Below are 21,718 nucleotides of genomic sequence, written 5' to 3'. Positions count from 1 at the left end.
CCGCTAACCTTGAGTTGAAGTCCACTTCAATTCAAGGGACCGGTGATGCAGGACGCCTTGACGATCGGCGAGTTGTCCGTCCGCTCCGGCGTCGCGCCGTCGGCGCTGCGCTACTACGAGCGGCTCGGTCTGATCCGCGCCGATCGCACCGGCGGAAACCAGCGCCGCTACGCCCGCGCCGAACTGCGGCGGGTCGCCTTCATCCGGATCTCCCAGCAGGTAGGCGTCTCGCTGGACGAGATCCGCGAGGCGCTGGAGTCGCTGCCCGGCGGCCGCACTCCCAGCCCGCAGGACTGGGAGCGGCTCTCCGCGAGCTGGCGCGGCCGGCTGGACGAGAGGATCCGGCTGCTCACCAAGCTCCGCGACGACCTGGACGGCTGCATCGGCTGCGGCTGCCTGTCCCTGCAACGCTGCACCCTCTACAACCCGGGGGACGCGCTGGCCGGCGAGGGGCCCGGTGCCCGGCTCATGTTGCCCCGCACCTCACCCGACGGTGAGTAGCACCTTGCCGACGTGGTCGCTCGACTCGACCAGCCGATGCGCCTCGGCAGCCTCGGCCATCGGCAGCCGCCGGTCCACCACCGGGCGGACCGCGCCGGCCTCGACCAACGGCCACACCTCATCGCGTACGCCCCGGACGATCTCCGCCTTCTCGGCCAGCGGTCGGGAGCGCAGAGCGGTCGCCGCGACGCTGGCCCGCTTGGCCAGCAGCGCGCCGAGATCCAGCTCGGCCTTGCGACCACCCTGCATCCCGATCACCACGAGCCGGCCGCCGGTCGCCAGCGCGGCGACGTTCCGGCCCAGGTAGGACGCGCCCACGATGTCGAGGATGACGTCCGCGCCGTGGCCGTCGGTGATCTTGCCGACCTCCTCCACGAAATCCTGCTCCCGGTAGTCGATCGTGTGCGCCGCGCCCAACTCGCGCAGGCGAGGGTGCTTGGTCGCGCGGGCGGTCGCCAGGACGGTGGCGCCGAGGGCCGCCCCGAACTGGATCGCGAAGGTGCCGATCCCGCTGCCACCGCCGTGCACCAGCAGCGTGTCACCCGAGCCGAGCCGGCCCACCCCCACCACGTTCGACCAGACCGTGCAGGCCACCTCCGGCAGCGCCGCGGCGTCGACCAGGTCGACGCCGGCCGGCACCGGCAGCAGCTGCCCGGCAGGCACGGCGACGCGCTCGGCGTAACCCCCACCGGCCAGCAGCGCGCAGACCTCCTGGCCGACGGACCACCCGGTCACCTCCGGGCCGATCGCGTCGATGACCCCGGAACACTCCAACCCGAGGTACGCGGGCGCGCCCGGCGGCGGCGGATAGTGCCCCTGCCGTTGCAGCAGATCGGCGCGGTTGACGCCACTGGCCCGCACCCTGACGATCACCTCGCCCGGACCGGGCTCCGGATCGGGAACCTCGGCCCAGACCAGCGCGTCGGGTCCACCGGGCTGCGGAACGGTGATGGCTCGCATGGGTTCAGTCTTACCCGATGCACCCGGGGGCCGCAGGAGCGCCCCGGTCGTCGGGGCGCGGCCCCGGTTGTTGGGGCGCGGCCCCGGGTTCCTTGAAACCGGGGCATCCAGGGCGACCTGACGCCCCGGTTTCATGGAATCCGAGTCGATCACGCCGCTGCACGCTGGGGCGCGTGTCCCGGGTGATACCGATTTACGCCACAGTGGACGCTGTGGCTGCCTCCTGGCCGCCGCATTCGGGGAGGGACGCCAAGCCGGCCGGCGGGTGTCGTGGCAGACTGTTCACGGCCGTACACCCGCGGGTGCCGGTCCGGGAGGGTTCGCCTAGTGGCCGATGGCGCTGGTCTTGAAAACCGGTAAGGCAGCGATGTCTTCGTGGGTTCGAATCCCACACCCTCCGCCACTGCTACTCCGGTGGGTCGACCGTCCGCCGGCTCTCGCGGATCGTCTCGTCGGCCAGCCGCTCGATCGCGCGTCGGCGCTCCTCGGCGAGCGCCTGCTCGTCCGGTTTGCGTAGCGCGGTGGCGACGGCGACCAGGAAGTCGCGCCAGATCCCTAGCAAGTAGTCCCCCCGTGGAACGTTGCGGGCTGCCCACCATAGCGTCCGGCCGGTGACGCCGGACATCCGACGCATCCGGTCGTTGGTTGGCCCGGAACGGGGTATGAAGGGCAGGTATCCGCCCACACCGGAAGGACGCCGTCCCGATGACCCTCGAACGACCGATCGCCCCGGACCCGTACGAGCTGCTGCCGACAGTGCCCTCGTTCACCCTGACGAGTGACGAGGTGCAGAACGGCGAGCCGATGGACGCCCGGCACGCGCACGGCAGCACCGGTGGTGAGAACGTCTCCCCGCAGCTGACCTGGTCGGACTTCCCCGCCGAGACCAAGAGCTTCACAGTCACCTGCTACGACCCCGACGCCCCGACCGGCAGCGGCTTCTGGCACTGGGTGCTTGTAAACGTCCCGGTCGGCGTCACGCAGCTGCCCAGCGGTGCGGGCGGCGCGGCGGGCTCCGACCTCGGTGGGGCCTTCTCGGTCCGCAACGACTACGGCGAGCAGGGGTACGGCGGTGCGGCGCCGCCGCCCGGTGACCGTCCGCACCGGTACGTCTTCGCGGTGCACGCCCTGGACGTCGACCGGCTTGACCTCACCCCGGACGCGAGCCCGGCCTACGTCGGCTTCAACCTGACCTTCCACACCCTGGCGCGAGCGGTGATCCGCCCGACGTACCAGATCAAGGAATGATCCGTACCCCGCGATCTTGCGCTTTCCGCTCATGGCGAGTGCAAGATCGCGGGGGTGGTGGGGTGGGTCAGGCGGGGACTCGGGCGACCGCGAAGACCGACTGGCCGAACGGGGGTCGGACGACCTGTTCGGCGGCCTTCGTGGCGGGGAGGACGAGTGTGTCGTACACCTTGACCATCGGCCCCTCCTTCGGCATCAGCCGGAAGACCTTGGTGGCCATGAAGTAGCCGATCAACCCGAGCGCGTTCGCGTAGTGGATCTTCTCCACCGTCAGGCCGGCCTCGGTCATCGCCGTACCGAGCGTCTTCTTCGTGTACCGGCGGACGTGGCCGGTGGCGATGTCCGCCGGGCTCATGGCGAACTGGAACGCCGGCACGATGATGATCACCGCGCCGCCCGGGCGGACCAGGTCGCGCATGCTGCGCAGCGCGCCCACGTGGTCCTCGATGTGCTCCAGGACGTTGTACGACACGGCGGCGCTGTAGTTCCCCCGGTCGTTGTGCGGCAGCAGCATCTGCCGGACGTCGATGCCCGGTTGTTCGGCGAGGCGCTCCTTGAGCTGCACCAGCCGGTCGGGGTCGGCCTCCGTGGCGGTGAACCGGGGCAGCCGCTGCGACCATTCCAGCGCGTAGTCGCCGAGGCCGCTGCCGATCTCGATGGGGTCGTCACCGAGGTAGGGCACCGCCAGCTCGACGAACCAGCGACGGTGGTTGACGGCCGTCGCCAGGCCCTCCAGCACCTCGGACTGGACGCGCTGATCCCCAGTGATTTCTGCCATGCGTCGATTCCTCACGATATGAACTCGACCCGTGCCTGGACCGACAGAGTGAATCATCCGCTTGGATGGCAGAAGAATCGGGGGAGCGGTTGGCCGAATTGCGGTCGGGGGGTGGGCACGTGATCGGCGGTCGGCGAACCCGGCACATAGTACGGCAGTACCCCGAAACATGTCACGGCACCGCCATAGCCTGACTACCCTATGAATTGTCATGACTACTCCCGAACCGGACGCGCCCGGCGACGGCCCGGCCACCGCGTCGCCGGTGGAGGAGGCCGGCGGCGGCGATCGGTTGCGCCGTAACGGGAAGTGGACCGACCTGGCCGCCGTGCTGAGCTTCGTGGCGCTCGGCTTCTGGATCACCGGGCGCCTCTGGTGGGACCCGGGCAGTGGAGTGCGGGACAACCGCTCGGACCAGTCGCAGTTCGAATGGATGATGGCGCACGGTGCGCGAGTGGTCACGCATTTCGCGTACCCGTTCCATTCCGATCGGATGAACGTGCCGGACGGCGTGAACCTTATGGCAAATACGTCCGTATTATCCATTTCGCTGCCAATGACGCCAATCACCCTGTTGTTCGGTCCGCGTGCGGCATTCCTGCTCTTTCTCACCCTCGGAATGATCGCCACCGCCACGGCCTGGTACTTCCTGCTCTCCCGCGTCCTGGTCCTGGCCCGGGCGCCGGCCTGGCTGGGCGCGGGCTTCTGCGCGTTCGCGCCGGCCATGGTGTCGCACGCCAACGGGCACCCGAACATCGTGTCGCAGTTCGTCGTCCCGTTGATCATCTGGCGCACGCTGCGGCTCGCCGACAGCGGCCGCTGGCTGCGCAACGGGGTGCTGCTCGCACTGGTGATCGTCTGGCAGGCGTTTCTCAACCTGGAGATCCTGCTGATGACCGCGATCGGGCTCGGCGTGATCGTCGGCGCGCTGGCCCTCGGCCGCCCCGCTCTGCGGTCCCGGGCCCGGTCCTTCCTCGCCGGCCTCGCCGTAGCCGCCGTGGTCGCGGGCCTCCTGCTGGCGTACCCCCTGTATGTCCAGTTCTTCGGACCCGGCGCCTACTCCGGGCTGTCCAGCCTGATCCGCGGGTACTCCAGCGACCTGGCCTCGTTCGTCGCGTACTCCCGGGAGTCGCTGGCCGGCAGCCCGCGTACCGCCGCCGGGCTGGCCAAGAACCCGACCGAGGAGAACAGCTTCTTCGGGTGGTCGCTGCTCGTGCTGGTGGTCGCCCTGGTCTGGTGGCTACGACGGTCGGTGGTGGTGCTCGCGCTGGCCGGGCTCGGGCTGCTCTTCGCGGTGCTCTCCCTCGGGCGCGAGATCCGCTTCGCCGGTCACGGCACCGGCGTGCCGGGGCCCTGGGCCGCGCTGGAAAATCTGCCGATCCTGCACTCGGTGGTGCCGACCCGGTGGGCGCTGGCGATCACCCCGATCGTCGGGGTGCTGCTCGCCTACGGCGCTGAGCGCGCCCGCGAGTTGGCCCGCGCGCGGCCGGCCGCCCGGCCGCAGATCCGCTTCGCCACCGCGACCGTGCTGACGATGGCCCTGCTGCCGATCCTGCCCACCCCGCTGCCAGTGGTCCAGCTGGACCCCGTCCCCAGCTTTGTGACCAGCGGGGCGTGGCGGCCGTACGTGGCGGGTGGGCGCAGTGTGGTGACGTTACCGCTGCCGGACACCAACTACGCGGAGCCGCTGCGCTGGTCCGCCGCGACCCGGCTGGACATGCCGCTGGCCCGCGGCTACTTCCTCGGCCCGGACACCCGCCCCAGCGCGGAGCCGCCGAAGGTCGCGCTGTTCACCGCGCCGCCCCGGCCGACAAGCAGCTTCTTCGCCACCATCCGACGGACGGGCGCGGTGCCGCCGATCACCCCGCAGAGCCGGGTCAAGGCGGTCGACGACCTGCGCTACTGGCGGGCCGGCGTGGTGATCCTCGGGCCGCACGAACACGAGACTGAACTGCGCAGCGGCATGACCGAGCTGACCGGGATCCAGCCGACCTTCACCGGAGGGGTTTGGGTGTGGGACGTCCGACCACTGACCGACTGACTAGCGGACGCAGCAGCCCTGGCAGACCTTCGGGCTGGGCAGAGTGAAGGCCAGGCAGCAGGTGCGTCGCTGCACACTCGGCTCACCGGTCGGGCCGGGCACCAGCTCGACCAGGTCCGCCAGGTCGAGCGCGCCGAGCAGGGTGTCGATGCTCTGCACCGTCGAGCCGGGCAGCGCGTCCGCAGCCCGCAGGATGCCGTGCGCGATGCCGGAGGCGACCGAACCGAGCAGCGTCCGGGTGCCCACCCGCACCTCCGCCTGGATCGCCGTGATCAGCGGCGCCAGGTGGGCGTCGAGGAGAGAGGCACGCAGCTCGGCCAGCAGCTCCGCCTCGCCGGCGACCACGCGCACCTGCGGCAGGCCGGAGAGCGCCAGCGGGTCGCTCGGCAGCACCGCCACGGTGGTGCCGTGGCGCAGGCCCAGCGTGAGCAGGGGCCGGTGGTCCTCGAAGTGGATCAGCACGTCGGAGGGGTCGAGCAGCGGCACCCGGCGGGCCGAGGCCCAGCCGAGCACGACCGGCAGCGCCGTCCAGTAGCTGTACGACTTCCACGCCAACGCGGCGCAGGCGTGCGGAGTGCCACCCCAGCGGACGCTTGCCGCCTGCAGCAGCTCCGGCAGGCGGGTGCCGTCGATCAGGGTGGTGGCGGGTGTCCAGCCGAACTCGTCGTCGACCACCAGACCCCGGGCGAGACCGGGAAGGTCGTCGGTGCCGAACATGGCCCGCAGCGCAGCGGTGACGGGGGCGAGCGGCGTGGCGGTCACGTCCCGCCTCGGCATCACCGCAGTCACCTGAGCCATCCCCCGTCTGCATGGCCGAGGAGCCTCCCCCGGCGGACGACCAGGTGCCGTCCTGAGCTAAGGCTAGCCTAACCAAGCTCGCCGGTATACGCGAGTGTCTGTAATCCGGGCGACAGCGGCTGCCGTACTCGGGCAGGCGGAGGGGCCCCGGACCGCGTACCGCGATCCGGGGCCTCGTAAACGCGACTCAGTCGTTCAAGCCGCAGTCCTTAGCCGGTGTGGGCGTGCAGGACAGCTTCCGGTAGTCGGCCGGAGGAGTCACCGTCACCTTGGCCAGGTTTGCCTCGGTGCGGGGCAGCCACTCGTAGTCGCTGGTGGTGGTGCCGGTCAACACCTTGTTGATCACCCGCACCGGCTGGTAGGAATCCGCGTCGACCCAGATCTGCATGGACTCCTCAGCGGCCTGCGCCGTGTCCATGGCGCTGTCCGGGCCGCCCAGCCACTGCAGGTGCACGGTCTGCCTGCCGTTCAGCCGATCCTTCCCGACGAGCGTCACCTTCCCGCTGTCGACCGCGCGCTTCAGGTCTGCGGCGTTGAGTGATGGCGGTAGGTGCTGGATCTGGTTGGTGTCGAGGGGCTTGAGCGAGCTGATCTGGTAGGTCCACCACTTCTTCTTGTCGTGGTTCAGCTCGACGGCGGTGGAGCCGTCCAGCGCCAAGGTGTACGAGCGGACGTCGCCGAAAAGGATCGTGTTGTCTTCCCGCTCGCGCTTGGTGCTGGGGTCGACCCAGACCTCGATCATGCTCGCCGGCTTGCCGTCGCGGCCCTGGTGCTTGGTGGTCTCGTGCTGGACGTACCCCGGAAGTTCGCTCAGGGCGGTGGCCGTCTGCTCGGCGACGTAGCCGACGGTGAGCATCTCCGGCGTCTCCGCCGTGACGCCGCTGCCTCCGGTGCCTCCGGGAGTGAGCGCCAGCGAGGCGCCCAGAGCCACGGCGGCGATCACCGGCGTGGCGACGGCGAGGCCCAACGCCCGGGTACGGCGCCTGTTCCTACGGTGCAGGGTATCGGTGAGATCTGATGGTGCGGTCATCGTGTGCACCTCCTCGTGGAGCCGGTCGCCCAGCAACCGGCCGAGCTGGTCGTCGTTGAGAGCGGTCATCGCAAGGTCCTTGCCTCTTCGGTTTCGTGAAAGTCGCCGAGTAGTTCGCGCAGCCGCGCCAGCGCACGGGAGGTGTACGACTTGACCGTTCCGATCGAGCAGCCGATCAGCTCCGCCGTCTGCTCGATGGAGAGGTCTTCGAAGTAGCGGAGCACGAGCACCTGTCGCTGCCGCACGGGAAGTTGTGCGAGCGCGGCGGCGACCGTCTGCCGCTCCCCGATGCCGTCAAATGCCCCATCGATGGAACGAAACGCGTCAGGGTTGTCCGGCAGCATGGTTTCGCGCGGCCGCCGCAGGAGATCCCTGATCCGGTCCCGGGACAGGTTGACCATGACCTGCCGGACATACGGCTCAGGTGCCTCGCGGGCCTTCGACCAGCGACGCATCGTGCGGAGCAGGGCGGTCTGCAACAGGTCCTCGGCGTGGCCCCGGTCCCCGGTGAGGAGGTACGCGAGCCGCAGGAGCGCTGCCGACCTCTGCTCGACGAAGCTGTCGAAACTCGGATCAACTCTCACGCGGATAAGGACTCCGGATGATCGGCGGGGGTTGCCATGAATCGCCACTGCCACAACTGAGGTTCGACGGTGAGCTGTCAAGCGGTGTGTCGGGAATACGCCAGATAAGTGTGCGTCCGACCACGGAACGTGAAACTAATACTCCCGGCCACGAGGAAGCCGATGACGACGTCACCCCTCGAACGGGCTGCCGACTCCTTCGCGGCCGAGCTCGCCCGCCAGCGTGCCGGGCGGGGCCTGTCCAAGAAGCAACTGGCCATCCTGATGGGGTTCGACCCGTCCTACGTCAGCCACGTCGAGGGGCGCCGACACCGCCCGACCGAGGACTTCGCCCGCCGCGCCGAGGCCGTCCTGGAGGCCAGCGGCGCGATCTGGCAGCGCTTCCGGGAGTACGACGACCTCCGGCACGCCCGCACCGGGCAACCGCACCGCGAGCCCCCGCTGCCCGGCCAGTGGCTGCCTCCCGGAACCGGGCTCGTCGTGGAACGGGAACTGGCCACCCTCACCCACACCGACGACGCCTACCGGTGCGTCATCCACCGCGAGCTGTACAACGCCGGCACCGAACCGGTCACCCGTTACCTCGTCCGCGTCGCGGTGGACCGCTACCCCAACGACCCCGGGCGCTCCAACCGGCACCACCGGGAACACCCGCTCACCTTCGCCGAGCTGCAACTCCAGGCCCGCCGCGACGACGGCGCCGGCGACCCGGAGCCGATGCACTGGCGGGCGAAGCACGACCGGGACGCGTTCAAGGAGATCTGGCTGCTCTTCGAGAACGGCGAACGGCGCTTCCCGCTGTACCCCGGCGACCGGGCCGTCATCGAGTACGCGTACAGCGTCGGGCACGAGAAGTGGGGCCCCTGGTTCCAGCGTGCCGTCCGGCTGCCCACCCGGCACCTCGCCGTACGCCTGGATCTGCCGGCGGCCCTCGACCCGCAGGTCTGGGGCGCGGAGACCTCTCTCTCCGCGGAGGAGGGCCCGCTGCGGACGGCGCCGCAGCGCCGCGACGAGGGCGACCGGGCGATCTACGACTGGCAGACCGACGCCCCACCGCTCAACGCCCGCTACCGGATGCAGTGGCGCTTTCGGGCGCGGCCGGAGACCGACCCGGACGTCGGCCCCGGCGGCACCCGGGTCCGCCCCAGCGAGCGGATGCGCGGGATCGGCATCGTCCAGCGCGGCGCCGACCTCCTCCGCCAGCAGGTCCGGCAGTTCGACCTGCCCGGCGAGGAACGGGTGGCCCGGGACGTCGTGGACCGGCTCACCATGGCGCTGTCCCGGCTCGACGAGCTGCACCCGTTCAGCAAGGGAGTGGGCATCGCCGCCCCGCAGCTCGGCATCGGCCGCGCCGCCGCCGTGGTCCGACCCCCCGACCGGTCGGCCGAACCGGTCGTCCTGCTCAACCCCCGGGTGGTCGACGCCGACCCGGAGACCGACGAGCAGTACGAAGGGTGCCTCTCCTTCTTCGACCACCGGGGCCTGGTGTCCCGACCGCTGCGACTCGACGTGGAACACGCCCAGTGGGACGGCAGCCGGATCATCACCTCGTTCGAGTTCGGCATGGCCCGGCTCGTCGCACACGAGATCGACCACCTGGAGGGGCAGCTCTACGTCGACCGGATGGCGCCCGGTGTGCCGCTGGTGCCGGTCGAGGAATACCGGGAGACGGGCCAACCCTGGCGCTACTGAGCGACGAGGGGGACCGGGGCGCGTGCCCCAGGGGGCAGGGGCACGCGCCCCGGTGTGGGGGGAGGAACGTCTAGATTTCGCCGAACGTGTCGTAGCGAATGTTCGGCGGCGGCACCTCGTCCGCGGCCAGCACCCGCAGCGTCGACCGGACCATCTGCGCCGAGCCGGAGACGTAGCAGTCGTGCGTCGTCCACGGGCCGTACCGGGCCACCACGTCCGGGATGTCGCCCGACTCGCCGTCGAAGTCGTTGTCGTCGCTGCACGCCACGGTGACCGACAACCACGGGTACGCGGACACCAGCTCCCGCAGGCCGTCCAGCCCGTACAGGTCCGTCGCCTGCCGAGCGCCGTAGAACACGTGCACCCAGCGCGTCCGGTTGTAGGTGACCAACTCCTCCACCAGCGCCTTGACCGGCGCCAGCCCGACGCCGCCGGCCACACAGAGGATGTCCCTCTCGGAGGCGCGGTCCAGGGTCATCGACCCCATCGGCGCCGCCAGGCGCAGCAGGTGCCCGGGCTGCACCCGGCGGACCAGCGCCCCGGACACCCACCCCGCGCCGGGGCTGCGTACGTGGAACTCCAGCACGTTGTCGTCGTTCGGGGCGTTCGCCACCGAGTAGTTCCGCCACACCCTCGGATGGAAGCGGGGCAGCTCCAGACTGACGTACTGGCCCGCCCGCCAGGGCAGCGGATGTTGCAGGGCCCGGCAGGTCAGCACGGCGATGTCCGAGCCGTGCCGCTCGTGGGTCAGCACCTCGGCGTGCCAGAACGGCGGGTTGTCGTCGTCGCTCGCCCCGGCCATCATCCTCGCCGCGATCGCCGCGTACGCGTCCCGCCACGCCTGGTCGTACTCCAGGTTCCAGCCGCCGCCGGCGGTGCTGCGCAGCGCGTCCAGCAGGGCCACTCCCACCGTCGCGTAGTTCCGGTCGGCCACGTGGTACTTGCGGTGGTCGCGGCCCAGCCCCCGGAGGAACTCGTCGAAGCCCTCCGGATCGTCAAGGGTGTGGATCGCCGTGATGATCGCTTCCAGCAGCCGGTCACCCTGGCCGGTCATCTGCACCGGGAAGAGCTGTCGCAGGGCGGGGTCGAGCAGGAACAGCCGAGCGTAGAAGTGCCCGCTCAGCCGGTCCCGGTCCTCCTCGACGAGGGTCCAGCTCTCCTTCAGCAACCGTGCGACGTTGTCCACCGGTGCTCCTTCTCCAGACGGCAGCGGATCGGGCGCTCATAGAATCTCCACGGAGCGTGCACACTGGTCGCACAGAATGTGCGATCGGTTCACGCCGGCCGATCAGGCGTGCCCGCCAGGCCGTCCGTCGGGCACAGTGGGGCGGTGACCGTTGAGCTGACCCGCCCGGTGTCCCGCCGGCTGCTGGGGACCGAGACGTTGCTGGTCCTCGGCCTGTCCCTCGGCCAGTCCGCGGTCTACGCGGTGGTCTCGATCATCGCGAAGCTGACCGCCGAGGGCCCGCTCTCCAAGCAGACCGCCTCGCTGAACACCTCCGCGTCGGCCCGCCCCTGGCTGGACCTGACGTACCAGCTCCTCGGCATCGTCTTCGCGCTGCTGCCCGTGCTGCTCGCCGTACACCTGCTCAGCCGCGACCCCGGCGACCCGGCGCGGACCCTCGGCCTGGACGCACGGCGGCCCGGCCAGGACCTGGCCCGGGGCGCCGGCCTGGCGGCGCTCATCGGCCTGCCCGGCCTGGCCCTGTTCTGGGTGGCGGCGCACCTCGGCATCAACGCCACGCTGGTGCCGGCCGCCCTGCCGCACGTCTGGTGGGCGGTTCCGGTGCTGATCCTCTCCGCCGTGCAGAACGCCGTGCTGGAGGAGGTGATCGTGGTCGGCTATCTGGTCACCCGGCTGCGCCAGCTCCAGTGGCGGCTCGCCGCGATCATCGCGGCCAGCGCGCTGCTGCGCGGCAGCTACCACCTCTACCAGGGCTTCGGCGCGTTCGTCGGCAACGCGATCATGGGCGTCGTGTTCAGCCTCTTCTACCTGCGGACCCGTCGGGTGCTGCCGCTGGTCGTCGCGCACACAGTGCTCGACGTGGTCGCCTTCGTCGGCTACGCGCTGCTGCCCCGCGACTGGTTCACCTGGCTGTGACCGGTCAGCGCCGCCCCGGCCGGTAGGCGGCCACCGCCCGCGCGGCCAACCGGTCGGCCGCCGCCGCGTCACCCAACGTGGCGGCGACCACCGCCGCACCCGGCAACAGGCGGGACGCCAACCGCAATGCCACCCAGCCGCCCGCCTGGGCGGTGAGCGGCGCCGCCAGCCGCCACGCGGCCTCCGCCGCCCTCGGCCAGCCGCCCTCGACCGGATCGCCAGCCGTCTTTGTGGCAGCCAAGGCTTCCTGCGCGCTCGCCGCGTCCGGATGCACCTGGGTCAACACCAGCAGTTCCGCGACCCGGTCGGGATGCGCCGGATCCCGACCGTAGGCCGCCGCCAGGTGCAGCACCAGGTTCGACTGGGTCCACAGGACCGAGGCCAGTTCGGCCAGCGGCGCGAAGAGCCCGGCCAGCGCGGCCGCCGCCCCTCCCGCGCCCGCCGCCCGCACGTACCGCCGGGTCGCCAGCCGCGCCAGGCCGTCCGCCGGAGCGTCCGGATACCGGGCCCGCAACCGCGCGGCCCACTCGGCGGCGCCCGGACCGAGCGCTCGGACCGCCTCCAGCGCCAGCAACTCCGGCGCGAAGCCCGGGTGGTCGCGCAGGCGGGCGACAACCGCCCGCACATCCGATTCCGGTGTACGCCCCAGAGCCGGCACCGCGTCGTCCGCTGCTGTGGCGGTCGCGGGCTGCGGCGTCGAGGTGACCTCCGCAGGGGCGGCGTTCCTGCGCGGGGACGCCGTGCGCTTGGCCGCCGGCGCGGCCTTCTTGGCCCGGGTGACCTTCCTCGCCGGGGTGACCTCGTTGGCTGGGGCGGCTGCGCTGGCTGGGGTGGCCTCGTTGCTCGGGGCGGCTTCGCTCGCTGGGGTTACTCCGCTGGCAGCGGTGGCTGCGCTGGTCGGAGTGGCCTCAATGCTCGGGGCGGTTTGCCCGGCGGGGGTGGCCTCGTCGGTCGGGGCGGTTTGCCTGACTGGGGTCACCTGCTGGGTGGGGGTGGCTTTCTTGGCCGGGAGGGCCTTCCTTGCTGAGGCTGCCTTCTTGCTCGGAAGGGCCTTCCTGATGGGGGTCGTTCGCTTCTTGCCCGGCTGGTCCACCCCCGCTGCCGGGCCGCCGTCGGAGGGGCCGGCCTGGTCCGCCGGTGGGGCGTCAGGTGGTGGGCTCGCCTGGTCGGCGGCGGGCTGGACGCTCGGTGCCGGAGACGAGCGGAGCGGCTGCCGGGGCAGCGGACGCTCCGGGTCCGGCGGCTGGAACAGCACGGCCGGAGCCGCCTTGGCCCGTCGACGCGGGCTCACCGGAGGAGCTGCCGGCGGTGCAGTCGTCTCCTCGGGCTGCTCGGTGGCGGTCGGCGGCGTGAAGGTGGGCCGCGGAGAGCGCCGGCGCGCTCGTTCAGCAGGCTCTCGACGGGTCGGCTCGCTCGGCGGCTGCTCCTGCATATCGATGGAGCGTAGTCGCGATCACGCCACCGCACAGGGGTGAAACACGGGGACCGAGGGCCGTGGTGGGCGTACTTCGGAAGTCGTTTTGCTCCCGGTGGGTGGCGACCTGTATCCTCGGGCGCGGTGGTCTGCGGGCCACCAGGGAGACTTCGCCTAGTCTGGTCTATGGCGCCGCACTGCTAATGCGGTTGGGGTCTTAAAGCCCCTCCCGGGTTCGAATCCCGGAGTCTCCGCGCGAAAGCCGGGTGTGTACACTGGCTGAGCACGAGCGCCCGTAGCTCAATGGATAGAGCATCTGACTACGGATCAGAAGGTTAGGGGTTCGAGTCCCTTCGGGCGCACAAACGATCAAGGCCGTGACCAGCGGAAACAAGGGTCACGGCCTTCTTCCTTCCCATTTTCGGCCCCGATTTTCCCACGCTGTGGGACGTAGGCGTGGTCCGGCTTCGGCTTCACGTCGATGGCGACCTTGGCCTCGGCCTTGTCGCCGAGCGACACCGACGCCGGCGGCATCGGCTCCGGTTCCGTCGACGGGGCGGCCTCGACGATCTCCGAGAGGCTGGCCTTCTGCGTCTGGCTGTCGATCTCGATGTCGTGGTTCTGAATCAGGCCACCGCCACCGCAGACGCATTGTCGTCGATGAGGATGACGATCACGTCGGGGCGGGCGTCGGCGGCGGGCAGCCCGGCACTGAGAGCCAGGCCGGATCGGCCAACAGTTTCCGCCGATCCGTGGTGTGCTCAGCCGGCGAGGTCAATATTCAGCCTCGCAGGACCGTCCCGACATAGCCGAGCATGTCCGCCCGCCGCTGGAACGGGCTCCGGTAGAGGGATGCGCCGCCGGTCCGGATCGCGAGGGCCTCACGGATGACGCGGTGCCAGCGTTCGTCGTAGCGTTTCAGGCCGAACTCCGCAGCGTCGGTCTTGGAGGTTACCTCGCCGGCCTCGAGAGTGTGCCGCAGCCGGGTGGCTCCGAGCACGCCCCAGGCGGTGGTGTATCGGCTGAGGGAGGCGGGGTTCCATGGCTTCGCGGTCTCGTGGTGCCACTTTTTCCAGTACGTCTCCAGGTTGTCCTCAGTGAGCCGCAGCAGGCCCGCTCGATTTGTGTGAACCCCCAACGTCGCCGTCGCCGGCCCGCGCAGCGTCACCCCGCCCTGCGCGAGCGTGTGCCAGGTGACCAGGTTGAGCTCGTCGCGGCCAGCCGCGGCGACCCGCCACTCGTGCACGCCGGGCCGGTCCGGCACCTCGGCTGGATCGCGTCGCAGGTCTTCGGGCAGCACGTAGACGCCGTCGACGTACGGGCTCTTGACGCGTTCCTTGAGGGCCGCGTGGAGGCGGCGCAGCACCGCGGGGTCGGCGGGCCGAGCGGTGACCGCGACGAAGTCGATGTCGCTGACCCCTGCTCGGTAGTCGCCGAGCGCGATCGAACCCTGCAAATACAGGCCCTGCACGAGGCCCGGGGCGATCTCGTCGGCCAGTTCCAAGTAGGCGGCGCAGACCGGGCGCCAGTCCTGACTCATCTCGGCAGAGCTCCGTTCTCGAAGTCGTGACTGATCCTACGTTTCGTCAGCGCGCCGGCCAGTAGCACGATGCCCAGCGGCCACCAGAGGCCGAACAGCGCGCCGGCCACCACGTCGGTCAGCCAGTGCGCGGACAACGCCACCCGGGACGCGCACACCAGCAGCGGCCATACGGCGAGCGCCGCGATCAGCCAGGTCGGCGGGCGGCGCCAGGCCAGCGCGACCACCGCGCAGATCAGGGCGACCGTGGCGGTGGACTCGGCCGCGTGGCCACTGGGGAAGGCTGCGGCGCCGGAGAGGCTGTACGGCCCGGCCGGTCGTGGCCGGTCGATGGCGTCGGCCAGGGCCTGCCGGGCGTAGCTCGCGGAGAGCGCGGCCACGAAAACACCTAAGGCCAAAACCGGTTTGCGGCGTACGGCTAACAGCAGCGCCCCGATCAGCGCCACCGGCAGCAGCCACGGGAAGCGGCCCACGTCGGTGACCCCCTCGGCGACGGCCACCTGGGTCAGCCCCATCCGGTCGTTGACGAACCGGTCCAGCCCGGACGTCAGGCCCAGCATGACCGCCGCCGTGAGCACGAGGAACGCGGCGAGGGACGCGACGACTACCCATCCGGTCCGCGACAGCACGGTGCTCACGCGGTGGCCGAGATCCGGGCCGGGACCGTGTGCAGGGAGCGGAACATGCAGCGCCGCTGGGTCGCCGAGTCGCGGTACGGGGTGCGCCCGTGCGACACGCGGGAGTTCGCCAGCACCAGCATCTGGTCGGCGGACAGGGTGGCCTGGAGGAAGAACTCCGGCTCTGCGGCGGCCATCACCATGGCGTCGACGCCGCGCCGTAGGTCGTCCGGGTCGACGCCGGATGGCACCTCGAACCGGTCGGTCGCGGTCACCGAATAGCGGGTCAGCAGTTCCCCCTCGACGACGGCGAACACAGGTCCGTGGTTCTCGTCGGCGCAGCCGTTGATGTTCGCCTGCCGGACCAGGGCGCCGGAGGTGGCCAGCGCGGACGCCGCGGCCGGGTCCTGCCGCAGGAGCCGGGCGTACGCCGCCGTGGAGTTGAACAGCGTCGTGTGGCCGCCGTCGACGCCCTGCGACTGGCACACCAGCAGGGTCGTGCGGATGTGCCCGATGTCCTGCAGCGTGCCGTCGGTGTGCAGGTGCTGGCCGTTGGTGCGGCCGAAGGACGGGTGCCGCCCGTCGCTGGTGCCCGCGTTGAACGCCGCCGAGATCCGCGACACCGCGGGGGCCGGACGGTCGGAGCCGAGCTGGTACAGCGGCGGCAGGTACGGGTCGCCGAGGGACAACGCCGCCGCGGTGCGCGGCAGCGACTTCTCCTCGCCCGCGCCGTCGGCCAGCTGCAGCACGGCGAACCCGTGCCGGTCGTACCGCTCGACGATCTCCTGGACGACGCCGGGCGCCTCGACGCCGCCGGTCGCGTCGACCGGCTCGCGCCACGCGCCGGCGAACGACGGCACGTCACGACTCGCCGCGACGAGTGATGCGTAGTCGTTGACCATGCTTACTCCCCGTTTCCCGGACTGGCATGCGGGTGCGCGAGGACGGCGTCGGCCGCCTGCGCCACCGTGCGGTGGGTGGTGTCTACGACAAGGTCCGCCCGGGCGGCCATGGCCGGGCGCTCGATCAGATAGGTACGCAGGTGCTCGGCGCGCCACTGCCGGCGCGCCGTCCGCACCGCCGCGTCCACGCCGGGGTCGGCGGTGGCGATGCGCCGCCGCAGCTCCGCGTCGCCGGCGTCGAGCAGCACGTGCAGGGCGGGCCGGCCCAGGCCGCCGAAGATCTCCTCGGCGTACTTCGGCGCCATCACCGTCATCGGGATTACGATCGGGCCGGGCGCCGGCTCGTCCCGGAGCGCATCGACCGTGGCGACCACGATCCGCCGCCACGCGGCCAGATCCTGGAAGTCGCCGGTGGGGTTCGGCAGCAGCGGCTCGAGCAGCTCGCCGATCAGCTCCGGGTCGAACAGCACCGCCCGCGGCAGCCGCCGCACGAGTTCGGCGGCCACCGACGTCTTGCCCGCGCCGAAGGTGCCGTTGAGCCAGATGATCATGAGTGGTTCCTGTCGTCGTCAGCGGGCCTCGATGATGGCGCCCACCACCGGTCGGTCGGCGGGCTTGCCCGTCGTCAGGGTAAACGCGGCCCGGATCCGGTCGGTGTCGAGTTTGGCCGGCGGATTGACGTGCACCACGGCCAGCGGATCGCCGGGCCGCACCTCGTCGCCGACCGTCCGCAGCAGCTCGATGCCCACCGCGTGGTCGATGCGGTCGTCGTAGCGGAACCGGCCCGCGCCCAGCTGCGCCGCTGCCTCACCGAGCGCCCGCGGGTCCACGCCGGACACCCAGCCGGCACGGTCGGCAGACACGGTGACCTGCCGGGCGGCCCGGGGCAGCAACTCCGGATCGTCCACCTGGCGCACGTCGCCGCCCTGCGCGGCCAGCCACCGGCGCAACGCCTCCAGCGCCGCGCCCGAGTCGACCGCGTCCTGCACCCTCTTCTCCGCGTCGTCGCGGGACAACCCCGGCTCGGCGAGGGTCAGCATCAGCGCGGCGATCGTGCGGCACAGCTCGGTGAGCTTGCCCAGCGGCTCACCGCGCAGCGCCCGGATCGCCTCCCGCACCTCCAGCGCGTTGCCGATGCACCGGCCCAGCGGCACGGACATCTCGCTCAGCACGGCGTGGCACGGCATCCCCACGTCCCGGCCGATGTCGACCATCAGCTCGGCGAGCGCCCGCGCCTCCATCTCGTCGGCCAGCAGCGCGCCGCTGCCGTACTTGACGTCCAGGACGACGCCGTGCGCGCCCGCCGCGATCTTCTTGCTCATCACGCTCGCCGCGATCAACGGCAGGCTGCGGACGGACCCGGTGACGTCGCGCAGCTCGTAGGTCGCCCGGTCGCCGGGCACCAGGTCGTCGCTCTGCCCGCTGATCACCAGGCCGGCCAGGCGCAGCATCGCGGTGACCTCGTCCGCGGCCAGGTCCATGCGCAGCCCGCGGAACGACTCCAGTTTGTCGACCGTGCCGCCGAGGAAGCTCAGCCCGCGGCCGGACAGCTTCACCACGGGCACCCCGCAGGCCGCCACCATCGGCACGACGACGAGGCTGACCTTGTCGCCGACGCCGCCGGTGCTGTGCTTGTCCACGACCGGCCGTCCCAGGGCGGAGTGGTCCAGGCGCACCCCGCTGTCCACGTAGGCGCGGGTGAGCGCGACGGTCTCGGCCCGGCTCAGCCCCTTGCCCGCGACCGTGGCCAGCCACGCCGACATCTGATAGTCCGTCACCCGGCCCGCCAGGAAGTCGGCGATCAGCGCGGCGATCTCGCCGTCCGGCAGCGGCTCGCCGGCTCGGGTGGCGGCGACGGCGGCGAGGACGCGTTCGGCTCCGGTCATGCCGGCGTCCTTTCCACGCCCACGGATGCGGGCGCCGTCTCAGCGAGGCCGTGCCGGATCGCGTCCAGCAGCGCGTCGACGCCGGCCGCGTCGATCGTCAGCGGTGGCATCGCCATCACCGCCGCGCCCTGCGCTCGCAGCAGTGCACCGTGCCGGGCAGCGGCCCGCACCATCGCTTCGGCCTCCGCCGGGCCGTGCAGCTCGAGCGCGGCCACGAGCCCGCGGCCCCGCGCGTGCCGCACGGCCGGGTCGCCGCCGAACGCCCGGAACCCGTCGACCAGCCGGGCGCCCATTTCGGCGGCGCGCTGCACGAGCCGCTCGTCCTCCAGAACGTCGAGGACGGCCAGGGCGGTCGCGCAGGCCACCGCGTGCCCGGAGGTGGTGTGCCCGTAGCGCAGCCCGCCGAGGACCGGCTCGGCACGGAAGGCCTCGACCACCGCCGCCGTCGTGGTGACCGCGCCGATGGGCACGTACCCGCCCGCCAGGCCCTTGCTGGTGGCGACGATGTCGGGGACCGCGCCGTCGTGCTGGAAGCCGAACATGCGCCCGGTGCGGCCGAACCCGGTGAACACCTCGTCGGCGATGAACAGCGTCCCGGTGCGGTCGCACAGCTCGCGCAGCCCGGTCAGGAACCCGGCGGGCAGCGGGCTCCCGCCGCCGACGTTGAGCACCGGTTCGACCAGGACCGCCGCCGGGGGCCCGTCCGGATGCCCGGTCACCGCCTCCTCGAACGCGGCCAGCAGGGCCTGGGCGGCGCCCGGCTCGTCCAGTGCGGAGGGCGGGCCCGGCAGCGGGATCCGGGTCACCGGCAGCGGGTCGGCGTACTCGTTGCGCATGTGCGGCAGCCCGGACAGGCTCTGGCACAGCGCCGTGCTGCCGTGATAGCCGGCCGCGAGGGTGACGACGCGGCGCCGGCCGCTGCCCCGGGAAGCCCAGTGGTCCACGGCGATCCGCACCGCGGCCTCGATCGCCTCGGAGCCGCTGTTGACGAACACGGTGCGGGTCAGCTCGCCGCCGAACAGACGGCTCAACCGGTCGGCGAGCCGGGTGGCGGGGGCGTGCACACCGCTCATCAGTTCGAAGTGGTGCAGCCGCTCGGCCTGCGCCGTCATGGCCGCGACCAGACGCGGATGGCCGTACCCGCAGATGGCGTTCAGCGCGGATGCGACCCCGTCGACGTAGCGTTGCCCGTCGGCGTCCCAGACGTGATAGCCGGCGCCGCGGGCGATGCGTATCGGAGGCGTGGTCGCGCCGACCGGTGACCAGCCGCGCCACAGCCGGCTGTCGTCACCGTCGTCCTGCGGTGTCGTGGACCAGCCGGTCGAGGCGTCCGAGGAAGGGCGCCAAGGACTCCTCGTAGCAGTACCGTTTGCATCTGTACCGGTACTTCGCATTGTCATCCCCCGTCGTGCTGTCGAGAAAGGCGGCGCCGAGGGCCGGCACGTCGGTCGGGTCGACCGCCGTTCCGGTGCCGTCCTCGGCTAGCTCACGGGCGGTCGGCCCGTGCGGATCAGTGATCATGGGCAGGGCGTGGAGGCGGCTGTCCCGGATCCGCAGCCGCACGCAGGTCTCGTTCTCGATGCCCGGCTTCGCGACCGCGACCAGGGCACGGGCGCCCTTGAGCAGGCCGTCCCGTTCGTCGTGCGGCAGCGGGTCGCGGCGGATGGTCACCCGGTCGCCCAGCTCCCGTGCGGCGATGCGGTCGTGCATGGCGCCGAGCAGGGCGGCGTTGTCCGGCTGCGGCGCGCCGTAGAGGAAGCACAGCGACACCCGCCGGCCCTGGGCGCGGCAGTACGCCACCGCGTCGATCGCGGCGAGCGGCTCGAAGAAGGACCAGAGCCCGCCGGTCCACAGCAGGTCCGCCACCGGCCGGGTCTCGGCCCGGTCGGCTCGGGCGGCGCTGCCCGCGCTGAAGCCGATCGGCACCGTGGTGGCCAGGTGGTCGAGCGTGCGCGAGCGGTCCAGGTCGGCCGGGCGGAGCCGCCCGGCCAGGCACAGGTTCGCCACCAGGGTGGTGTGCTCGATCGCGGAGCGGCAGAGGAAGTGGTCGGAGTGCCGCAGTTGCTCGGCGTACGCCGCGACGATCCGCGCGTGATCGCCGGCCGGGTCGGCCGACGAGCGCAGCGACGGGTACTCCAGGTGCTCGATGGGCGGGGCGTTCTCGGTGACCACCACGACGCCGCGCCGGACGGCGTCGGCCAGCCGAGCCGGGTCGGCCAGGTCGAAGAAGAACGCCGCCTGGCTGTCCGCCAGCACATCCGGCCAGGCCTCCGGGCCGGCCACCCGCGCCGCGCCCACGTCGATGTGGTCGTACGGGTCGCCGGCCAGCACGGTGACGTCGTGGCGGCCGGCGAGGGTCTCGGCGAACTCGGCGACGCGCAGACCGATCCCGCCCACCCGGGTGGCGGAGAGCGGGTACGGCCCGCAGTCGAGCACCAGCCGGGCCCGCCTCATCAGGCGGCTCCGGGGACGGTCAGGTTGCGGTAGCCGTCGACGAGGACGGCCGGCGCGCCGGTCAGCGGGCTGGCCGCGGCCCGGTCGAAGACCTTGGGCATCTCGTCGAGGGCGTCGCGCCGGCAGGCGAGGCTGACCCACGCGGCGTTGAACGGCGCGGGGTCGGCGGGCTTCTCGGCCGCGTCGGTCACCCGGGCGTCGTCGTCGAGCCGCAGCGCGCCCTCGGCCCGCAACGCCGCCGGGTCGGTGAGACGTGCGGCGACCACGGCCCATCGATGGTGGGCGAGCCGGTCGACCGCGGTGGCGAGCGGGTTGCCGCGGCCCGGCCGCCGGTAGAACTGGTCAGGCAGCACGAGCAGCACGCGGGAGGTGCACAGTGGTGCGGCGGCGGCGAGCGCGCCGGCGGTCTCGAGGCCGTGCCGGTCGGCCTGGTAGGTGAAGACCAGATCGACGCGGTCGGCGACCGGCCGCAGGTGCTCGGCGATCATCAGTTTCGCCGGGCGCAGCACCACGATCAGCCGGACGTGCATCCGGGAAGCGAGATCGAGAACCGGCGCCAACGCACGGTCGATCGCGGCGGCGCCGGGCTCGACGCAATGCATTTCCTTGGGATATGCGGCGCCGAAACGTGTGCCCGAGCCGGCGCACGGCAGAATAACGGAAACGACCGTCTCCGGTGCGGCGGCCATGGCAGAACGAATCATGTCGTCGGGTACCTCAGAATTACACGATATCGCGTGTTCCAGCCGGTGGCGAAGGGATCGTCCCGGTTAACTGTTTCTGCTGGCCGTGGGCGCGCTCCCATGGGCGCGCTTCCATAGAAGCACATCGTCTCGGCCAGTGCAATGGCAGAAATCGGGCAGGTGGTCGCGGCGAAACGCTTGTGACGCTGCTTCCGCACACGTTGCGACGCTTTTGTGCCGTGCCCGAAGCCGTCTCCGGCGGTCGTCGGGGGTCGGTCCACTCCCGACCAGAACGGCCTTGACGCCCGGTGAGAGCGCTGCTTAGGGTGGATGCCGCCAGGACGGTGACCCCGGCATGCCCGCATCGACGCCGGCGAGGGGTGGTCGTCATGTCAACGGGGGAGTCTCTTATGGACGTGTTCGGCGTTCCTTGTTTTGAGCCCGGTGAAAATACATTCCGACCCATCCATTCCGAAATCGGAATAGGGT

22 protein-coding genes and 3 tRNA genes are annotated in these 21,718 nt (G+C 71.6%); 9 read left to right on the top strand and 16 right to left on the bottom strand.

Going from position 1 to position 21,718, the window contains the following annotated elements; translation table 11 throughout:
• Positions 1 to 45: 45 nt before the first annotated feature.
• Complete coding sequence (soxR, locus tag ACLQ26_RS27885) at positions 46 to 501, top strand: redox-sensitive transcriptional activator SoxR (protein WP_425747304.1); 456 nt, start codon at positions 46 to 48, stop codon at positions 499 to 501.
• On the opposite strand, the gene ACLQ26_RS27880 is transcribed toward soxR, so the two are convergent.
• Positions 484 to 1,461: an NAD(P)H-quinone oxidoreductase gene (locus ACLQ26_RS27880; RefSeq protein WP_425747303.1), complete on the bottom strand. Its 978-nt coding sequence runs from the start codon at positions 1,459 to 1,461 to the stop codon at positions 484 to 486. The genes soxR and ACLQ26_RS27880 overlap by 18 nt on opposite strands.
• 313 nt (positions 1,462 to 1,774) lie before the next feature.
• Between ACLQ26_RS27880 and ACLQ26_RS27875 the strand changes: the two genes are divergently transcribed.
• Positions 1,775 to 1,864: transfer RNA gene (locus ACLQ26_RS27875), tRNA-Ser, on the top strand.
• 3 nt (positions 1,865 to 1,867) lie between these two features.
• Here the strand turns inward: ACLQ26_RS27875 and ACLQ26_RS27870 are convergent.
• A complete protein-coding gene (locus ACLQ26_RS27870; protein WP_425747302.1) occupies positions 1,868 to 2,023 on the bottom strand; it encodes a hypothetical protein in 156 nt (51 codons plus the stop codon).
• A gap of 143 nt (positions 2,024 to 2,166) precedes the next feature.
• On the opposite strand from ACLQ26_RS27870, the gene ACLQ26_RS27865 reads away from it, so the two are divergent.
• Entirely contained in the window at positions 2,167 to 2,709 is a 543-nt protein-coding gene (locus tag ACLQ26_RS27865; RefSeq protein ID WP_425747301.1) for a YbhB/YbcL family Raf kinase inhibitor-like protein, read from the top strand.
• Positions 2,710 to 2,776: 67 nt separating this feature from the next.
• Here the strand turns inward: ACLQ26_RS27865 and ACLQ26_RS27860 are convergent, their stop codons facing one another.
• Positions 2,777 to 3,487, bottom strand: a complete 711-nt coding sequence (locus ACLQ26_RS27860) for a class I SAM-dependent methyltransferase (protein ID WP_358097835.1) — start codon at positions 3,485 to 3,487, stop codon at positions 2,777 to 2,779.
• Positions 3,488 to 3,698: 211 nt separating this feature from the next.
• On the opposite strand from ACLQ26_RS27860, the gene ACLQ26_RS27855 reads away from it, so the two are divergent.
• Positions 3,699 to 5,528: a hypothetical protein gene (locus ACLQ26_RS27855; RefSeq protein WP_425747299.1), complete on the top strand. Its 1,830-nt coding sequence runs from the start codon at positions 3,699 to 3,701 to the stop codon at positions 5,526 to 5,528.
• Here the strand turns inward: ACLQ26_RS27855 and ACLQ26_RS27850 are convergent, their stop codons facing one another.
• From ACLQ26_RS27850 to ACLQ26_RS27840, 3 genes are all read right to left on the bottom strand, one after another.
• Positions 5,529 to 6,305: an IucA/IucC family C-terminal-domain containing protein gene (locus ACLQ26_RS27850; protein ID WP_425747375.1), complete on the bottom strand. Its 777-nt coding sequence runs from the start codon at positions 6,303 to 6,305 to the stop codon at positions 5,529 to 5,531. It lies immediately after the preceding gene.
• A 208-nt stretch (positions 6,306 to 6,513) separates the two neighbouring features.
• Complete coding sequence (locus ACLQ26_RS27845; RefSeq protein WP_425747298.1) at positions 6,514 to 7,425, bottom strand: hypothetical protein; 912 nt, start codon at positions 7,423 to 7,425, stop codon at positions 6,514 to 6,516.
• Positions 7,422 to 7,994, bottom strand: a complete 573-nt coding sequence (locus tag ACLQ26_RS27840) for a SigE family RNA polymerase sigma factor (protein ID WP_425747296.1) — start codon at positions 7,992 to 7,994, stop codon at positions 7,422 to 7,424. Before ACLQ26_RS27840 ends, ACLQ26_RS27845 begins: the two co-directional genes overlap by 4 nt.
• 108 nt (positions 7,995 to 8,102) lie before the next feature.
• Here ACLQ26_RS27840 and ACLQ26_RS27835 point away from each other — a divergent pair, with 108 nt between their 5' ends.
• Positions 8,103 to 9,632: a peptide deformylase gene (locus ACLQ26_RS27835; RefSeq protein WP_425747295.1), complete on the top strand. Its 1,530-nt coding sequence runs from the start codon at positions 8,103 to 8,105 to the stop codon at positions 9,630 to 9,632.
• 70 nt (positions 9,633 to 9,702) lie between these two features.
• Here the strand turns inward: ACLQ26_RS27835 and ACLQ26_RS27830 are convergent, their stop codons facing one another.
• The gene (locus ACLQ26_RS27830) at positions 9,703 to 10,818 is read right to left on the bottom strand and encodes a globin domain-containing protein (RefSeq protein WP_425747294.1); all 1,116 of its coding nucleotides are present in this window, start codon (positions 10,816 to 10,818) and stop codon (positions 9,703 to 9,705) included.
• 144 nt (positions 10,819 to 10,962) lie between these two features.
• Here ACLQ26_RS27830 and ACLQ26_RS27825 point away from each other — a divergent pair, with 144 nt between their 5' ends.
• Positions 10,963 to 11,733, top strand: coding sequence for a CPBP family intramembrane glutamic endopeptidase (locus ACLQ26_RS27825; RefSeq protein ID WP_425747293.1), 771 nt, complete (start codon positions 10,963 to 10,965; stop codon positions 11,731 to 11,733).
• A gap of 4 nt (positions 11,734 to 11,737) precedes the next feature.
• Here the strand turns inward: ACLQ26_RS27825 and ACLQ26_RS27820 are convergent, their stop codons facing one another.
• Positions 11,738 to 13,024, bottom strand: a complete 1,287-nt coding sequence (locus ACLQ26_RS27820) for a hypothetical protein (protein ID WP_425747291.1) — start codon at positions 13,022 to 13,024, stop codon at positions 11,738 to 11,740.
• A 286-nt stretch (positions 13,025 to 13,310) separates the two neighbouring features.
• Here ACLQ26_RS27820 and ACLQ26_RS27815 point away from each other — a divergent pair.
• The 3 genes from ACLQ26_RS27815 (at position 13,311) to ACLQ26_RS27805 (ending at position 13,772) form a co-directional block, all read left to right on the top strand.
• Positions 13,311 to 13,401 (top strand) — tRNA-Ser (locus tag ACLQ26_RS27815).
• A gap of 35 nt (positions 13,402 to 13,436) precedes the next feature.
• Positions 13,437 to 13,509: transfer RNA gene (locus tag ACLQ26_RS27810), tRNA-Arg, on the top strand.
• Positions 13,510 to 13,628: 119 nt separating this feature from the next.
• Positions 13,629 to 13,772: a hypothetical protein gene (locus tag ACLQ26_RS27805; protein WP_425747290.1), complete on the top strand. Its 144-nt coding sequence runs from the start codon at positions 13,629 to 13,631 to the stop codon at positions 13,770 to 13,772.
• A gap of 156 nt (positions 13,773 to 13,928) precedes the next feature.
• On the opposite strand, the gene ACLQ26_RS27800 is transcribed toward ACLQ26_RS27805, so the two are convergent.
• From ACLQ26_RS27800 to ACLQ26_RS27765, 8 genes are read right to left on the bottom strand one after another with little or no spacing between them, the layout of a single operon-like run.
• A complete protein-coding gene (locus ACLQ26_RS27800; RefSeq protein ID WP_425747289.1) occupies positions 13,929 to 14,651 on the bottom strand; it encodes an aminoglycoside adenylyltransferase domain-containing protein in 723 nt (240 codons plus the stop codon).
• 32 nt (positions 14,652 to 14,683) lie between these two features.
• A complete protein-coding gene (locus ACLQ26_RS27795; protein WP_425747288.1) occupies positions 14,684 to 15,325 on the bottom strand; it encodes a phosphatase PAP2 family protein in 642 nt (213 codons plus the stop codon).
• Complete coding sequence (locus ACLQ26_RS27790; RefSeq protein WP_425747287.1) at positions 15,322 to 16,206, bottom strand: TauD/TfdA family dioxygenase; 885 nt, start codon at positions 16,204 to 16,206, stop codon at positions 15,322 to 15,324. Before ACLQ26_RS27790 ends, ACLQ26_RS27795 begins: the two co-directional genes overlap by 4 nt.
• A 2-nt stretch (positions 16,207 to 16,208) precedes the next feature.
• Positions 16,209 to 16,757 (bottom strand): AAA family ATPase, encoded by a 549-nt coding sequence (locus tag ACLQ26_RS27785; RefSeq protein ID WP_425747286.1) that lies wholly within the window; start codon positions 16,755 to 16,757, stop codon positions 16,209 to 16,211.
• Between the two features lie 18 nt (positions 16,758 to 16,775).
• Positions 16,776 to 18,092 carry a thymidine phosphorylase gene (locus ACLQ26_RS27780; RefSeq protein ID WP_425747285.1) on the bottom strand — a complete coding sequence of 439 codons (1,317 nt, stop codon included), beginning with the start codon at positions 18,090 to 18,092 and terminating at the stop codon, positions 16,776 to 16,778.
• The gene (locus tag ACLQ26_RS27775) at positions 18,089 to 19,486 is read right to left on the bottom strand and encodes an aspartate aminotransferase family protein (RefSeq protein ID WP_425747284.1); all 1,398 of its coding nucleotides are present in this window, start codon (positions 19,484 to 19,486) and stop codon (positions 18,089 to 18,091) included. The genes ACLQ26_RS27780 and ACLQ26_RS27775 overlap by 4 nt, the downstream gene beginning before the upstream one ends.
• Positions 19,380 to 20,546, bottom strand: a complete 1,167-nt coding sequence (locus ACLQ26_RS27770; RefSeq protein ID WP_425747283.1) for a hypothetical protein — start codon at positions 20,544 to 20,546, stop codon at positions 19,380 to 19,382. The genes ACLQ26_RS27775 and ACLQ26_RS27770 overlap by 107 nt, the downstream gene beginning before the upstream one ends.
• Positions 20,546 to 21,148: a hypothetical protein gene (locus tag ACLQ26_RS27765; protein ID WP_425747282.1), complete on the bottom strand. Its 603-nt coding sequence runs from the start codon at positions 21,146 to 21,148 to the stop codon at positions 20,546 to 20,548. Before ACLQ26_RS27765 ends, ACLQ26_RS27770 begins: the two co-directional genes overlap by 1 nt.
• Positions 21,149 to 21,718: the final 570 nt, after the last annotated feature.

The organism is Micromonospora sp. DT43, from assembly GCF_049841645.1.
Classification (GTDB): domain Bacteria; phylum Actinomycetota; class Actinomycetes; order Mycobacteriales; family Micromonosporaceae; genus Micromonospora.
This window is presented reverse-complemented; position numbering and strand designations above follow the sequence as displayed.